Source organism: Methanobrevibacter sp. (assembly GCF_050872065.1).
In the GTDB taxonomy this organism is placed as follows: Archaea; Methanobacteriota; Methanobacteria; order Methanobacteriales; family Methanobacteriaceae; genus Methanocatella.
The window spans coordinates 1-14,759 of the sequence record NZ_JBNMGD010000037.1; the positions used below are offsets into that span (position 1 = coordinate 1).

13 protein-coding genes are annotated in these 14,759 nt (G+C 27.9%); all 13 read right to left on the reverse strand.

The window, feature by feature from the left end:
* Positions 1–26 precede the first annotated feature (26 nt).
* Complete coding sequence (locus ACR0P1_RS05995; RefSeq protein ID WP_432645497.1) at positions 27–920, reverse strand: hypothetical protein; 894 nt, start codon at positions 918–920, stop codon at positions 27–29.
* A 9-nt stretch (positions 921–929) separates the two neighbouring features.
* Positions 930–1,898: a UDP-glucose 4-epimerase GalE gene (gene galE, locus ACR0P1_RS06000; protein ID WP_432645498.1), complete on the reverse strand. Its 969-nt coding sequence runs from the start codon at positions 1,896–1,898 to the stop codon at positions 930–932.
* Between the two features lie 9 nt (positions 1,899–1,907).
* Complete coding sequence (locus tag ACR0P1_RS06005) at positions 1,908–3,089, reverse strand: NAD(P)/FAD-dependent oxidoreductase (RefSeq protein ID WP_432645499.1); 1,182 nt, start codon at positions 3,087–3,089, stop codon at positions 1,908–1,910.
* A gap of 4 nt (positions 3,090–3,093) precedes the next feature.
* Positions 3,094–3,261, reverse strand: coding sequence for a 4Fe-4S binding protein (locus ACR0P1_RS06010; RefSeq protein ID WP_178785130.1), 168 nt, complete (start codon positions 3,259–3,261; stop codon positions 3,094–3,096).
* A gap of 182 nt (positions 3,262–3,443) precedes the next feature.
* Positions 3,444–3,902: an ATP-binding protein gene (locus ACR0P1_RS06015; RefSeq protein WP_432645500.1), complete on the reverse strand. Its 459-nt coding sequence runs from the start codon at positions 3,900–3,902 to the stop codon at positions 3,444–3,446.
* Entirely contained in the window at positions 3,859–5,538 is a 1,680-nt protein-coding gene (locus ACR0P1_RS06020) for a GH3 auxin-responsive promoter family protein (RefSeq protein ID WP_432645501.1), read from the reverse strand. Before ACR0P1_RS06020 ends, ACR0P1_RS06015 begins: the two co-directional genes overlap by 44 nt.
* A 4-nt stretch (positions 5,539–5,542) precedes the next feature.
* Complete coding sequence (locus ACR0P1_RS06025) at positions 5,543–7,315, reverse strand: ABC transporter ATP-binding protein (protein ID WP_432645502.1); 1,773 nt, start codon at positions 7,313–7,315, stop codon at positions 5,543–5,545.
* Between the two features lie 5 nt (positions 7,316–7,320).
* Positions 7,321–9,048, reverse strand: a complete 1,728-nt coding sequence (locus tag ACR0P1_RS06030; protein WP_432645509.1) for an ABC transporter ATP-binding protein — start codon at positions 9,046–9,048, stop codon at positions 7,321–7,323.
* Positions 9,049–9,057: 9 nt separating this feature from the next.
* Positions 9,058–9,990, reverse strand: a complete 933-nt coding sequence (locus ACR0P1_RS06035) for an ATP-grasp domain-containing protein (RefSeq protein ID WP_432645503.1) — start codon at positions 9,988–9,990, stop codon at positions 9,058–9,060.
* A 12-nt stretch (positions 9,991–10,002) separates the two neighbouring features.
* Positions 10,003–11,709 (reverse strand): GH3 auxin-responsive promoter family protein, encoded by a 1,707-nt coding sequence (locus ACR0P1_RS06040; protein ID WP_432645504.1) that lies wholly within the window; start codon positions 11,707–11,709, stop codon positions 10,003–10,005.
* Between the two features lie 7 nt (positions 11,710–11,716).
* Positions 11,717–12,019 (reverse strand): STAS domain-containing protein, encoded by a 303-nt coding sequence (locus ACR0P1_RS06045; RefSeq protein WP_432645505.1) that lies wholly within the window; start codon positions 12,017–12,019, stop codon positions 11,717–11,719.
* Positions 12,000–13,949, reverse strand: coding sequence for a SpoIIE family protein phosphatase (locus tag ACR0P1_RS06050; RefSeq protein WP_432645506.1), 1,950 nt, complete (start codon positions 13,947–13,949; stop codon positions 12,000–12,002). The genes ACR0P1_RS06045 and ACR0P1_RS06050 overlap by 20 nt, the downstream gene beginning before the upstream one ends.
* A 9-nt stretch (positions 13,950–13,958) precedes the next feature.
* Positions 13,959–14,717, reverse strand: a complete 759-nt coding sequence (locus ACR0P1_RS06055; RefSeq protein ID WP_432645508.1) for a DUF4013 domain-containing protein — start codon at positions 14,715–14,717, stop codon at positions 13,959–13,961.
* Positions 14,718–14,759: the final 42 nt, after the last annotated feature.

Consider the following 14,759-nt stretch of genomic DNA (forward strand, 5'->3'; position numbering starts at 1 on the left):
ATTTAACTAGTATAAAAAATAATTGTTTAATCCCAAAAATTTTCAAAAGTATTGGAGATATCATAATCTTCTTTGTCTTCTTGTGCATTTTCTTCTTCTTGAACATTAGATTTCTTTTTCAAATCATCTGCATTATCATCAACAAATATCAATGCAGTCTTGATAATTTTTAACCATTCAATCGCTTTTTCTTTTGATTTTGAAGCAATAAATCCCTGACCAACAATAATATCCTCCGGCATAAATTTATCAGTTGCAATGACAAGTCTATCCACATCCAATAAATCTTGCTTAAATGTTTCCTGCCATAAATCATCTAGATTAAATACTTCAAGAATTTCTTTAGAATAAATATCTTCATAACGCAATTTAAATGCATTAAAATCAGCTTTTAGCTCTTTAATGTCTTCCACCAATTCCTTATTTTCATGAGACATAACTTCATTTTCTTTAAGAACCTGATTATAATCATCTAGAAGATTATTATAATTATGAGTCACTTTCATTAGTTTATTTTCTAATGTGTGAATGTTAATTAGATTTAAAGAATAAGACAATGTCGATTTTATTATTGAATTTAGAATCTCCTTTTCAGCTAGTTTAAAATCAAAAGATTCATCTTCAACAACAATATTATTATAATCAAATAATCCAATATGATTAAAATCAGTTTTTAATTCATTGAAAAGAATATTATAAGTTTCATCACTTCCATATCCACCAATTAAAAGAATGTCCGCACCATTAGCGACTTTTTTAACAATGTCCAACTCCACGGTGGGGATTATTGATGAAACAATAATATTATAATCCTGCTCAAGATTAATATTATTAACAGCTTTTGAAACTATTTGTGCAATATCCAAACCTGATACGATTATACGAATATCTATCTTTGATTCATGACTTTCATTTTCCATGAACATTACCTAAACTGCATTAATTTTTTTATGCCATTTCCAAGCAGACTCAACAATTTTTTCCAAATCGTATTGTGGACTCCAACCCAATTTTTCCTTAATTTTACTTGAATCAGCTATTAATATATCCGGATCACCTTCACGGCGTTCATCAATTTTAACTTCAAAGTCACAACCAGTAACTTTCTTACACATTTCAATTACTTCACAAACAGAATATCCATGAGCATTTCCAAGATTAAAAATGTTAGATTCATCTTCATTGCATAAATACTCATATGCTTTAATATGTGCATCCGCTAAATCGTTTACATGTATATAATCTCGAATACATGTTCCATCAGGTGTATTATAATCATCACCAAAAATAGAAATGCTTTCACGTTTTCCACTAGCAGCATCTAATACTAATGGAATTAAATGAGTTTCAGGATCATGTAACTCTCCAATTTCACAATCAAAGTCTGCTCCTGCTGCATTAAAATATCTTAAAGCTACAAAGTTAAAGTCACCTTTTTCAGCTTCTCTTTCAAGAGCTTTTTCAGTGATAAATTTAGAGTGTCCATAAGGATTAATCGGTTTTAAATCCTGCTCTTCAGTAATTGGAACCTTCTCAGGATTTCCATATACTGCTGCAGTAGAAGATAAAATAAATTTATTAACTCCAAATTCCCTCATTATTTGTAAAAGATTTAAAGTATTTTTATAATTGTTTTTAAAATATTTTTGAGGTATTTTAATTGATTCTGCTACTGATGAAAATGCAGCGAAGTGAATGACACAATCAATGTCATATTTTTCAAAAACTTCCCTAAGGTTTTTGCTTCCAATGTCATAATTTTCAAAATTGCCCCATTTAACAAAATTTTCATAACCATTACATAGATTATCAACTACAACAGTGCCATAACCTGCATCATGCAATGCTTTATTTGTATGAGAACCAATATATCCTGCACCACCAGTAATAAGAATCATATAAAACACCTAAACAAATTTACCTAATTTAAGTAATGCTTTTGGAGATACTTTAATTACTTTTTTAACAAGTTCAGTAGTTGAAATCTTATCAAAAGTTGCACCTTCAAATGCATGAGCAAGTTCATTTAATTCTTCATCAGATAAAGTGAGTAAGTACTCTTGTACTTTTTTATATCTTTTAATTTCGTGGTCTAGTTCATCGTGTGCCATTTCATCATATTTCTTTAAGAATTTTTTAGAACAGTCTTCTTCATTAATAGCTTTAGCAGCTATTTGACCAGCACACATTCCCCCAGTCATACCGCTGATAATTCCTCCACCAGTTAATGGATTTACTTGTCCAGCAGCATCTCCGCAAACTAAAATATTATCATCATAGAGTTTTTTGGTCATTCCACCAACAGGGTCTCCACCAACATTCATTTCAACAGCTTGAGCATTTTTTAAGTAAGGGGATTTTGCAACAAAATCATCTAAATACTCGATAGCGGTTTTTTCAGCCATATGAGGTAAGATTGCTAAACCAACATTTGCAATGTCATCTCCTTTAGGGAAAATCCATACATATCCACCAGGTGCACATGAACCTAAGTAAAACTCAATTATTCCAGGTTTTTCAAATTCAACATTACACATTTCGTATTGTACACCAGATTCCATTTCTTTAGCTTTTGCAGCTGGTCTTAAACCTGCCCATCTTGCAACATGGCCTTCAGGACCATCAGCTGCGATTAATATTTTACATTTGAAAACTTCTTCTTTACCCATGGATTCAGTAAATACTAAGTAACCATTTTCAATTTTTTCAATACCAGTTACTAAAGTTTTGATTCTAATTTCCGCACCTGCTCTTGCAGCATCCATTGCCATGTGTTTATCAAATACTTTTCTTTCTAAAATGTAACCTGCTTCTGGTAATTTTACTTCATCTTTTGTTAACCAAACATCGGTAGTATCAGGAGTTTGAATTCTTACACCTTGGATTTCTTGGGTAATCCAACGAGGAGAAGGTTCAATACCTAATTTTTCAAGTCCTTGAATTGAAACACCTTCAGCACATCTTTTTGGTGCACCAATTTCAGATTTTTTATCCATTAAAATAACTTTTGCTCCACCTAATGCAGCATGTTTTGCTGCACTTGATCCTGCAGGTCCAGAACCTACTACAACTACATCAGTTTCAATCATATAATCAGTCCTCTTTTTCTAATGCATCTATTGGACATGCTTTAATACATGTATCACAATCTTTACAGTCATCATCATTAAATACTAATGAATACTCTCTTACTTGAATCAAATTTCTTGGGCAAACCCCAGCACACTCACCACAAAATGAGCACCAATCTTTAACTATCATAAGAATTCTCCTTAAATCTAAAATTTATATTATGTATAATATATTTCTTATCATATAAAATGTTTAGTAAAAAAACTAATTATTTGGTTATATTAACAGTGCATAACAAATACACTTATTCAAATAAAAAAAAAAGTAATTTTTCCCTAAGGAAAAATTTAATATTCCCATAAAGGGAATCACTAATTTAAAATTTTATGAATAGTTAAAATGTTTTTATTGTCAACTCTTTCATACTCTATTTCATCAACATTCTTTTTAATAAGAAGAATGCCTAAACCACCAATTTCACGTTCGTCAGAACTTAATGTAGTGTCTGGTGTAGCTTGTTTTAGAGGATTGAAATATTCTCCTTCATCGATTAATTTTATTATAATTTTTAATTGATGATTTGAAATTATGTCAACTAAAAATTCAACTATTCCTTTATCATTATATGCATAATTGCTGATATTGGTGAAAATTTCTTCTAATACTAATTTAAGTTTCATAACAGCTATTTCATCAGTATCATAATCTTCCAATAATTTGTTTAATTCATTGAAAATATTCTCTAATTCACTGACATCTGCATTAAATATAAGTTTTTTCATTTTATCAAAGTTCCCTAAGAGCATAGAAGAATTTTCTTTGCATTTCATTTACTATTATTCTAGGAGGTTTAAGCTGAACTACACTTACCCCTTTCATAGCCATAAGATCCCTGTAAAGCATGAATGTTTCTTTTTGTAAGATTTCAAGTTTTGTTTCACCAAAAGTTCCATTTTTAATTTTAGAACCAAATGAAGGATTTGCTTTACCGAGATTTTCTTCTAAATCATTTCTAAGAGCATCAACATCTATATCATCTAGGTTATCTGGTTCTATTAGGAAATTATAATTCATTGGAACAGCCTCAGTATCTGCAAATACTGTAAAATCAACACAGTCAAAGCCATATTTCTCTTCACACTGTTTTACTGATTCTCTTAAAGCTTCTTCAGTAGTTTTTTCTCCAGTTAAATTTACAGTCTGATTTAAACGATATTTAAATGTAATTTCCGGTAAAGTATTGTGCATTCCAGTTACTCTTACAACATCTTTTATTTTATATCTGTAAAATCCAGATAAATTTGTTAAAATTATTTCATAATCTTTTCCAACTTCTAACTGATCAAGTGTTAAAAGATTATCATAACCTTCCTGTTCAACAGGTCTAAATTCAAAGAATATTGCATTCGGAATCAATACACTGTTCTTATTATTCAATTCAAGTGGTGTTGAGAAAATTCCCTCTGAAGCCTGTAATCCTAAATATAAGATTGGAGTTTCTTCACTAGCATATTTTTCCCTTATTTTTTCAACATATGTTTCGAATGTTGAGGTTCCAATTCCTTCAAATGCTTGCATATCTGGCCATATTGATTTAACAAAAGTGTTGTCAATTGGTTTGCTGAATATTTCTTCTAATTCATCAGCTCTTTCAGGCATTGGAGTTAATTTTCCTTCTAAAATTTCCCTTGTTTCTGGGGATAAATTAATTGAAGGATTAATTGTTCCATTCCTAATATCTTCAATTAACATTTCATGATTGTCTTCCATATATCTTAAAATTTCCAAGAAATAACTGAAATATGCAGAAATAATAATAGTTGTATTTTTTTCACGAAGCGCATATAATGATTGAAGGTAGTGTGTATCTAAATCTCCTTGTGGAACAAGAACTTCTGCAGGACTTGTTGATAAAATATCAAAATAGTCTTTCATATTATCTGCTAATTTTGCAGTTAAAGCTCCATATGTAGCTCCAGAAGGTACAGAAGATATATTATATTGTCCGATTATGAATATTTTTCCTTCTTTCCATTTGTCCCCTAATTCTTCTGTGATTAAGTGTAATACAAATGGTAGAGAATACAAGAAATTCAATTGTTGTGCTACTTCACTAATTGGTATTTTTTTAGGGTTACCAAGTGTTCCTGAAGATTTATTGTAATGTTTTACAGGATAAACTGTTAAAAGGTTTTCTACACCTTGGAATACCATTGGAATTAAAAAATCAATATAATCATCGTATTCGGATATTGGGACTTTTTCCTGATACTCTTTAATAGATTTAATATTTTTAAAGTCGTATTTTATTCCAAATGCAGTGTCTTTATTGTCATCCAATATTTTCATTAATAATTCTTCATTAGTTTTCTTTGCATCAAGACTAAATAGCTCTAATTGTTTATGAGCTTTTGAAGGAGCATCTAATAACTCTCCATATATCTTTTTTCTTATTTCACGTTCCATATTATCACTCGCTTTTAATTGATCCGCTTTTATACATCTCAGCATATAATCCATTTAATTCTAATAATTCTTTATGGTTTCCAACTTCTTTTATATCTCCATTTTTCATGAAAATAATTTTATCTGCATTTTTTATTGTAAATAACCTGTGAGCTATTATAAATGTTGTTCTACCTTTCATCATTTCTTCCATAGCTTTTGTAACTAATAATTCTGTCCTTGTATCCATTTGACTTGTAGCTTCATCCAAAATTAATATTTTAGGATCAGATATTATTGTACGGGCTAAAACTAACAATTGCTTTTCACCAACACTTAAATTAGTATTTTCCTCACTAATTACAGTATCATAACCATCAGGCAATAGATTTATAAATTTATCACAGCCTACCATCTCAGCAGCTTTATGAATATCTTCAATTGTTGGATTTTCCATTCCGTACCCAATATTTTCAGCTATTGTTCCTTCGAAAACCCAACTGTCCTGGAGAACCATTCCAAAACTTTTCCTGAAATCATCTTTCTTGATTTTATAAATATTTTTACCATCTAAATATATGGTTCCATCATTTATATCATAGAATCTCATTAATAAATTAACAATTGTGGTTTTTCCAGCTCCTGATGGTCCCACAATAGCATTTGTTGTACCTGATTTTGCAATAAAATTAACATCATCCATTAATATTTTGTCTTCACTATATCCAAATTTAACATTTTTAAATTCGATTTCACCTTTAACATCATTTTCAAGGAGATTTTCACTATTCTCAAAATCTTTTTCTTCTTCTACATTTAAAACATCAAGAATATTTTCTAAACTACTAAATCCTGATTGCAATATGTTAAGATTATTTCCAATAGTTGTTAAAGGCTCGGTCAACATTTGTCCATATAGAATAAATGCTAAAAATGTTCCGATTGTGAGACTTCCAGAAATGATAAAATATCCTCCGAAAACACAAATACCAATATATCCTAGATTTGTTAAGATAGTGTTGATAGGTATGATAAATCCTGAGTAAAATCTAGATTTGAAATAGGATTCAAATATTTGATTATTGATTTTATCAAATTTATCTAATGATTTTTCTTCCATATTATAGGATTTTACAATCAGATGATTGTTGAAATTATCTCCAATTACTCCATTTAATTTACCAACAAGTTTCTGTTGTTTTTTGTACTGTACTTTTGTTCTACTACTTATGAATTTGAGAATACCAAAAGATAATGGAATTAATATAAGATAAATAATACTCAATTCAACATTTAAAATTAACATCATTATAATAACAAGAATGATAATAATAAATTGAACAAAGAGTGTAGCTAATGTACTGCTTATCATTGATTCAACACTGCTCATATCATTTGTTAATCTAGCGATTATATCTCCACTTGGAGTTGAGTCAATGTAATTTATAGGAACATTATGCATTTTTTCATGTAACTCATCTCTTAATTTTAAAGTTACATTACTACTTATAAAAATCATCATACGGTCAGTAACCATTTTTAATAAGTTTCCAACAACATATAAAGCTAATAATGATATAAGAAGAGTTACTATTACATTTCCATCAAATACATTTGTAGTTGCAAATTTTGAGAATTCATCAGTTATTTTCCCAGCAACTTTTGGAGCATATGCTAAACAGAAAGTTCCAATAACCATTAATGCAATGGCTAAAATAAATTTATATTTATCTTTCCCAATTAATTGGTAAATAGTTTTAAGTAATCCCATTTGAGAATTTTTATTATTTTTAACCATTTCAATTACTCCTTATCCATATATGCTTGAGATTCATAAATCTCGTTATAAATTTCACATTTTCCCAATAATTCCTCATGAGTTCCTTGACATACGATACGTCCAGCATCAAATACTAAAATGTTATCTGCATCAATGATAGTGTTTATTTTTTGAGCAACCATAAACACAGTCTTATCTTTGAGCAATTCTTTTATATTTTCCCTTACAATTTTTTCAGTTTTCATATCCAAAGCACTGAATGTATCATCAAAAACATAAATATCTGAATCTTGGGCAATTGTTCTTGCAAGACTTAGTCTTTGTCTTTGACCACCTGAAAGATTAGTACCATTTTCTTCTATGACACTGTCAATTCCTGAAGGAAGACTTTTAAATGCATCTGTGAAAAGTGTTATTTCACATGCTTTTTCAACATCTTCTCTTGTAATAGAATCATCACTCATTTTAATATTTTCAATTACAGTATCATTGAATACCATTGATTTTTGACTTCCAAAACTTATTTTTGAATGTAATTCTTTTAAATCAATATCTTTTATATTAATACCATCAATTAAGATTTCACCAAAGGTAGGATCATACATTCTATTAAGTAAATACATCACAGTACTTTTTCCAGATCCAGTGGCTCCAATTAGAGCTGTTGTTGTTCCTTTAGGTGCTTTAAAATTGATATCAGCTATTACATCTTTTGCTCCTGAATAACCGAAAATAACATTATTAAATTCAACACCTTTAAATGAATCCTCTTTATATTCCATTTTAGTCGGATTATTAACTAATGTTGGTTCATATTCAAAGACTTCTTCTATTCTATTTGATGCAACAATAGCTTTAGGCATTATTCTTACGATAAATGGAATTAATGCTAAGCTACTTAAGAAATATGTGATATATTGGAAGAATAGTAATAAATCTGCAACATTAACCATATTATATTGTAACTGAATTCCTCCAACATAATATATTATAACAACAGCTATATTCATTAATAATACAGCCATTGGAGCAACATAATATAATTTTAATGAAGATTCAATGCTTAATTCATAGGAATCATCATTTGCCTTTTTAAATTTATTTCTTTCATAATCTTCTTTTCCAAATGCTCTAATACTTCTTACACCATAAACTTTCTCACGTAACAATGAATTTAATTTATCAATACTTTTTTGGAGTTTGTTAAAGAAGGAAAGACTTTTATTACCTTTAATAAACATGAACAAGATTGTTATTATGAAAAACACTATTAAAATCAAAGCTAATGTCTTATTAATTATGATAGTTTCTATAATAACTCCTACAATGACAAATGGAATTAATAAACAGCTTCTAAGAAGATTTAATATAAATAACTGAATTACATTTATATCTCCAGTAGCTCTATTCATCAAAGATGCGCTTTCAAATTTATTAAAATCATATAATGACAAATCTGTTACTTTTCTAAACATTTTACTTCTTAAATCAAATGAAACTTTTCCTGTGATATATGAAGTTATATAGGATACTAAAGTAACCATTATCATTGATCCCAAAGTATAAAGCAACATCAATATTCCACTATTATAAATTACTTCAAAGTTATTGGCTTTTACACCACTGTCAAGAATTACCTTTGACATGTTAATTATTTCAATTTGGAAGTAAACTTGAAGCAATACAAATATTAATGTTAGGATAACCTGCTTCCAGTATTTTTTCAGTGAGCTTATTACTAATTTTTTCAGAAAATCACCTTATTTTAATAATTTTTGCGGTAATTCTTTAAAGATTCTTATTGTTTCTTCATCATTTTCTTCTATTGCTTGGAGTAATCTACTGAATCCTGGGAAAGTATTCACTTCACAGAGATAAAATTCTTCATCATCTTCACCAAATAAGTAATCAATACTTCCATATGGTAAATTAATAGCTTCAGCAACTCTAAAGGATAAATCTAATAATTCATCAGAAGGTTCATAATCTTCAATTGTTCCATTAACATGAGTATTTGATCTAAAATCATCTCCTCCACTGCTTCTAACAAAAGAATAAATTAATTCTTTATTTGCAGTAGTTATTCTCAAATCCCTACCTTTACTTGTCATTATAGCTTCTTGAGCTATGTATTGATTGTTATTTTCTGCTGCAAAGAGCATTGTTAAGATTGTTTCCAGTTCTTTTTTATCCTTTGCTAAAGTAACTCCTCTTCCTTGAAGACCATCCATTATTTTAACAACACAAGGAAGACCAACATAATCCACAATCATTTCAGGAGTAGTGTATTGGTTTATAAGCATTGTTTTTGGAACTTTAATTTCTGGAATAGCTTCTTTTATTAATTGTAAACTGTATAATTTATCTTTAGCAATTTGAGTTGTTTGAACACTATTTATGTATCTACATCCTTTAGTTTCAAACATTCTTTTAGCTGCTTGTAAATTATAATCATCACGTTGGGATAAAGCAATACTAATTGCAAAGTCAGGTAAATCCCTTAATTCTCCATCATAATAAAATTTACCATCATCTTCATTATCCAAAGTTACAGTGACTTTTTCATAATCTAAAATGTCTAAATCTAAATTTAAACTATTTACTAAGTTTAAAGCAAGCTGAATATCTTTAGGAGGATTTTCTGATTCAATTAATTTTTTATATACTTTATTTGCTAATATTATTCCTTTCATTTTTTTCACCTTTTAGAGAATATATTCATTATTTGGTCTTTCAGTAATTATAAGAGGCAATTTTATTTGTGATTTTGGGACATTTCCTTTTGATTTCATTGAATATAATGATTCTACCCATCCATTTTTCATTAGAATTATTTTTAACGGAGTCATTAACCCCATTCTATTATATAATTCATATAATTCAAAACTTTCAATTAATATTTCATTTAACTTGCCAGATAATTCATCAACATCGATTTGAGTTTCTTTTTCAAGTTCAACATAAATCTCATAATTTTTTTCATCATGATTTTCAAAAATTTGAGCTTGTTTGAAACTTAGACACATTTCATCTTTTATTTTATTTACAACTTCAATAGCGGGAATTTTTTCCTGAGATATATTTAACATTTCTCCAGATTTTGTTTTAAAGATTAAATTAGGTGTTGTTCCTGTAAAACCAGTAATTTCTACAATATCATGGAGTTCATATCGATATAAACCACCATAAGTAGTAATTATCAATTCATACTCTTTGTTTAATTCAACTTCATCTGCAGTAAATATCTGATTATTTTCAAGGTCTTTAAATTCATAGAATCCCCCGAATATAGATAATATACCTTCAGGATTATCTGGTTTTGTAGGAATTGTTAATTTAGCTTCACTAGCCCCATAACCCACATCAAAGAAAATAGTCTTTTTATCCAGGTATTTTCTTGAGGTTTCTGAATTAGGACCTACAGATCCACCTAACCAGAATTTAGTTAACATAACATAAGGCCAATAATTTTTTGGAATAAATTGATCTTTTCCTTTTTTCAATAATTCTTCTAAAAAATCAGCCCTTTCAGGAAATGCTTCCATTTGACTTTCGTAATACTGCCTATCTTCATCTGAAAGGTTTAATCTTTCTGTTATAGTACCATTTCTTAAATCATTAATTAATTCTTCTGCATGGTCCATAGCATACTCTACTTTAATATTAAAATTAGATGCATTATTAGTGGTTATGTAGAGAATATCCTCAAATCTTAGTGAAAAGAGCATTACAAGATAATTATTTGCTTCATCATCACTTTTAGTCATTAATCTTGGAGGATATGATATTCCATTAGTGAATGATGATTTTTCAAAAGACATTCCGGATGCAAAACCAATTGGAATTCCTGCAGATGTTTTATAATTATCTGTTTTACTTGAAAATGTTAAATAATGCATATTTTGAACAATATTGGCTAATTCAGGAACATTAACATCTTTTGGATTTAATTCTTTACTTATTAAATACTTATTCAATTGTGAATTTGGATCTGCCTTACTCATTAATAAAGTTTTTAGGAGATAATAATTCCTCAATTTATAAACTGTATTTTTGATATTCTTTGAATCTTCATTTTCAGGTATTAATTTTGATTTTCCAGAACTTGTTCCAGAAGTCATTATGAAATATTCAATATCTTGGTCGAATAATTGATTATTCTTCCCTAATTTAAGCTGTTCAATATATTCATCATAGTCAGAATATTGAGATAGTGGAACATTTTTTTGGAAATCTTCTATTGATCTAATTTCCTTAAAACCATTTTTAATTCCAAATTCTGTGTTTTCATTGATCTTAAGTATATTTTCTAGAACAGTATTTTGAGTTTCTCTACAATTATGACAATATTTTAACCAAACTTTTTCTATTTCAGTAGGCTTTAATTTATCTAATTTCTTATATATAACCATATTCCACCTAGTTTATATTCATAATGTCTGTAAATCCTGTAGCTTCAAAAACTTCCATTACAAACTCATTTACATTATTTATTTCCATTTCCCCTTGAGTATTCATGATTTTCTGACTAGATAATAAAACTCTTAATCCAGAACTACTTATATAAAGTAATTCTTCAAAATCATAGACTAACTTTTCCACATCTTCAATATTATTCTGAATGAATTCCTCTAATTGAGGGGATGTGTTTGTATCTAATTTTCCAACTAACTTAATTTTTAATTCGTTTCCATTTTTATTATCAATTATTTCCATGTTCATCTTCTCCAATTTTATATTCGAATATCATCATGGTTATATCATCAAATTGCTCTTGTGATCCTTTGAATTCATATAATTCACCATTCAGATAATCAATAAACTCAACTGAGTTTAAATCATTGTTGTTTATAAGTTCTATTAATCTGTTTTCACTAAATAGTTCTTCTTCATCATTATGCGCTTCGGTAACTCCATCAGTATACAAATAAATTTGGAAATCATCACATTCTAAAGGAATAGAAAATTCTTTATATGGTATGTTTTCCATAGCTCCTAAAACAAGCCCATGTTTAGAATTCAACCATTCAAATTTTTCTCCATTTTTAATTAATGGAGCATTATGACCAGCATTAACAAATTTAAGTTCATTTTTTCTTAAATTTATAACACCTACCCATGCTGTTACAAACATGGACTGGACATTATTTTCACAGAGCCTATTATTAACAGATATCATTGTTTCGCTTAAAGAAGCACCACTCAATAATTGAGTTTTAATTAGTTCCTTTGCAATTACTGCAAAAAGCGCTGCAGGAATTCCTTTTCCAGATGCATCTCCAATTACAATGCATATGTTTTCAGAATCAATTTCAAAAAAGTCGTAAAAATCTCCACCTACTTCACGAGCAGGTTTCATTGAGGCATTGATTGAATATACTTTATCTTTTGGGAAATTAGTAGGTAATTTTGACTCCTGAATGTCCCTTGCAAGTGTTAATTCTGTAGATATTCTTTCTTTTTCAGAGGTAACATTCTCTAAATCAGACATCATTTTTATAATTGAATTTCCCAATATTCCAATCTCATTATACTTCTGGAAATAATCCTGATATTTTTCCATTAAACTTTCTTTATTTACTTCTTTACTATCCTTTGAGTTAATATAACCCCTTGTAAATTTTGAAAACAACGCCAAAGGACGTGTTATATTTTCTTCAACATATTTAAGAACAATCAATCCTGGAATAAAGAAAGCTAACCATCCTATAAATAGGTATAATAATATTGAAATAGTGAATCCTAAACTATTTTCAATTACCATACTGCTTTCTCCAGTTTCAACTGCAATTACAATAGCTAATGATGTAAATAATAAAGATATTCCAATAATAAAACCAAGGAATATTAATATTAATTTTTCTATAATCGGCTTATAAATTGATTTTTCTTTAATAACAGGATCTTTAACAGGTTTTGTTGTGTAAAATAAAAACAATATAGATATTGCAATAACAAATAGCAAATTAACATAATATATCTGATTTTCACATACATTAATCATGATAAAAAATGTTATAATCAATATTATTCCAATTACAAAAGCTAAATTATACCATTTATCTTTGATTCTAGGATTCTTATTTACTGAAGGTATTGTCAGATTTATATTTTTCAGATTTGATATTATAATACCAATTACTCCTGAAAAAAATCCAAATATAAATGCATTTAAGAAATAATTCAATGTAGTTAATGAAAATAGACCAATATTTTGTGAATTATGTAATAACATTATGATTAATACTGTGTATATCATAGTAGATACTAAAATTACACCACAAAATTTTGCTAAATGAAAAATAGTACCTAACTGAGGAGCAGTTAATTTTCCATTTTTAGAAAAGGTATACCATAATTTATAAGGTAAATAAGCATATATAAAATCTACAAAAAAACAGATTATGGTTTCTAGAGAATGATATCCTCCGGACAAGTCAGTTAATAGATTTGCAAGTGATATGCCTAATGCTCCCCATCCACCAAATAATAATCCTAAAATAGGGTATAATCCAATATGACATTCAATATGTAACGGACTATAATATCCAATATACGTCTTTAGGATATACAATTGGGTGAATATTAAAAAAGATATTATAATTTTTTTATAATTATTTCTAATATTTTCATAAATAGTATTAAAATTCATATTCTTTACCTAAATTGAGTATTCATTTCCAATGCTTTTGAATAAAAACATAGCCACATAAGGTATTAATATATAACTTGAAATTATCATTCCTATATAACTAATACAAGAGATTTTATTATATACTATGCTCATAATAATCATTAAAATAAACATTACCAATATCCATAAAGTAAAATGGATTACTCCAATATTTTTCAAGTCTTCAATTATCTTTTTTATATTAATACTTTCTTTTAGACTATTGGTATGAGCTAATCTAGCCAATGCAATCACTGTAAAATAAGTAAACAGCAATACTATGAAAATATTAATTAAAAGGAAGATAATTGAACTATCATTGAACATCACTGTAAAATTAATAGTTAATCCATTAACACCTATTTCAAGCATATCCAAATAATATTCTCCAGTTCCAGTAATGTAAGTGATTATTAGGAATAATATTAACGGTATTATTGTACCAAAGGAAAAAATTAAAAATCCTTTTATACCTATTACAAATTTTTTCCCCCATTCCAAATCAAATTTATTAATTAGCGTATTTTCTTGGATTATAGAAATTAGATTTCCTATTATTATGATTAATAGAATAATAGAATCTAAAATACAGAAAATGCTTAAAACATGATCATTTGAACTTAAATTATTTAAAAAGACTATAGAATTAATATCTAAAACAATGAATAATGTCCCAAGTAGAATAAAATTTTTATAATTTCTAATCGGATAAATCAATGATTCTTTAAAATTAGTTTTCAAATCCATTTAATCACATTCAATATTATTTGATATGTAAATATATCTATA

What these genes read in the sequence shown, in the direction of transcription:
- ACR0P1_RS05995 (WP_432645497.1), bottom strand. Translation starts at nt 920, where the DNA reads ATGGAAAATGAAAGTCATGAATCAAAGATAGATATTCGTATAATCGTA.
- galE (WP_432645498.1), bottom strand. Translation starts at nt 1,898, where the DNA reads ATGATTCTTATTACTGGTGGTGCAGGATATATTGGTTCTCATACAAAT.
- ACR0P1_RS06005 (WP_432645499.1), bottom strand. Translation starts at nt 3,089, where the DNA reads ATGATTGAAACTGATGTAGTTGTAGTAGGTTCTGGACCTGCAGGATCA.
- ACR0P1_RS06010 (WP_178785130.1), bottom strand. Translation starts at nt 3,261, where the DNA reads ATGATAGTTAAAGATTGGTGCTCATTTTGTGGTGAGTGTGCTGGGGTT.
- ACR0P1_RS06015 (WP_432645500.1), bottom strand. Translation starts at nt 3,902, where the DNA reads ATGAAATGCAAAGAAAATTCTTCTATGCTCTTAGGGAACTTTGATAAA.
- ACR0P1_RS06020 (WP_432645501.1), bottom strand. Translation starts at nt 5,538, where the DNA reads ATGGAACGTGAAATAAGAAAAAAGATATATGGAGAGTTATTAGATGCT.
- ACR0P1_RS06025 (WP_432645502.1), bottom strand. Translation starts at nt 7,315, where the DNA reads ATGGTTAAAAATAATAAAAATTCTCAAATGGGATTACTTAAAACTATT.
- ACR0P1_RS06035 (WP_432645503.1), bottom strand. Translation starts at nt 9,990, where the DNA reads ATGAAAGGAATAATATTAGCAAATAAAGTATATAAAAAATTAATTGAA.
- ACR0P1_RS06040 (WP_432645504.1), bottom strand. Translation starts at nt 11,709, where the DNA reads ATGGTTATATATAAGAAATTAGATAAATTAAAGCCTACTGAAATAGAA.
- ACR0P1_RS06045 (WP_432645505.1), bottom strand. Translation starts at nt 12,019, where the DNA reads ATGAACATGGAAATAATTGATAATAAAAATGGAAACGAATTAAAAATT.
- ACR0P1_RS06050 (WP_432645506.1), bottom strand. Translation starts at nt 13,949, where the DNA reads ATGAATTTTAATACTATTTATGAAAATATTAGAAATAATTATAAAAAA.
- ACR0P1_RS06055 (WP_432645508.1), bottom strand. Translation starts at nt 14,717, where the DNA reads ATGGATTTGAAAACTAATTTTAAAGAATCATTGATTTATCCGATTAGA.